This is a genomic window from Corynebacterium sp. HMSC27B11 (assembly GCF_001815985.1).
Taxonomy (GTDB): Bacteria; Actinomycetota; Actinomycetes; order Mycobacteriales; family Mycobacteriaceae; genus Corynebacterium.
The window spans coordinates 1-1,278 of sequence record NZ_KV823572.1 but is presented as its reverse complement, the minus strand read 5'-3'; the positions used below and the strand labels follow the sequence as shown (position 1 = coordinate 1,278).

Sequence of the window (1,278 nt, the reverse complement as noted above, 5' to 3'; positions counted from 1 at the left end):
GATCTACCCATGACCAGTGTGAAGCGATGGTAAGACGTCGTGGAGGCGCGAACCCACTTAGGTTGAAAACTGAGGGGATGAGTTGTGGGTAGGGGTGAAAGGCCAATCAAACTTCGTGATAGCTGGTTCTCCCCGAAATGCATTTAGGTGCAGCGTCGTGTGTTTCTTCATGGAGGTAGAGCTACTGGTTGGTTTAGCGGGACTACTATCTTAGCGACATCAGCCAAACTCCGAATACTGTGAAGTGAGAGCACGGCAGTGAGACAGCGGGGGATAAGCTTCGTTGTCGAGAGGGAAACAGCCCAGATCGCCGGTTAAGGCCCCTAAGAGTGTACTAAGTGGAAAAGGATGTGGGATCGCTTAGACAGCCAGGAGGTTGGCTTAGAAGCAGCCATCCTTGAAAGAGTGCGTAATAGCTCACTGGTCGAGTGGTTTTGCGCCGACAATGTAGTGGGGCTCAAGTACACCGCCGAAGCCGCGGAACTCAACACGTTGTGTGTTGGGTTGGTAGGGGAGCGTCGTGTGATCCGTTGAAGGTGCGGGGTAACCCAGTGCTGGAGGTTATGCGAGTGAGAATGCAGGCATGAGTAGCGAATGATGAGTGGGAAACTCATCCGCCGGATGACTAAGGGTTCCTGGGTCAAGTTAATCTTCCCAGGGTGAGTCGGGGCCTAAGGCGAGGCCGACAGGCGTAGTCGATGGTTAACGGGTTGATATTCCCGTACCCGTATGTGTGCGACCAATGGTGAAGCAGTGATACTAACCGCCCTGAACGATGCTTCATGCACTTTGTGTGTGTTGTGTTGGGATGCGTGGGACCTGATCTGTTGTAGTCAAGCGATGGGGTGACGCAGGAAGGTAGCCGAGCCACTGATTGGATTGTGGTGTAAGCGTGTGGCCCGCTGTATTGGTAAATCCGTACAGCTTGTGGGTGAGGCGTGATGCGTACCCGTTTGTGGGGATGTTGGTGATCCTATGCTGTCGAGAAAAGCCTCTAGTGAGTGCATGTATGGCCCGTACCGTAAACCGACACAGGTGGTCAGGTAGAGAATACTAAGGCGATCGGGTGAACTGTGGTTAAGGAATTCGGCAAAATGCCCCCGTAACTTCGGGAGAAGGGGGGCCACTGCTGGTGAACGACGTGTTGAGCTGGTGGTGGTCGCAGAGAGTAGAGGGAAGCGACTGTTTACTAAAAACACAGGTCCGTGCGAAGACGGTTAAGTCGATGTATACGGACTGACGCCTGCCCGGTGCTGGAAGGTTAAGAGGACCCGTTAG

The 1,278-nt window shown here is 53.6% G+C and carries 1 rRNA gene; it reads left to right on the top strand.

Annotated elements, in window-relative coordinates:
* A 23S ribosomal RNA gene (locus HMPREF3097_RS07660) occupies window positions 1–1,278 on the top strand; the annotation flags it as partial.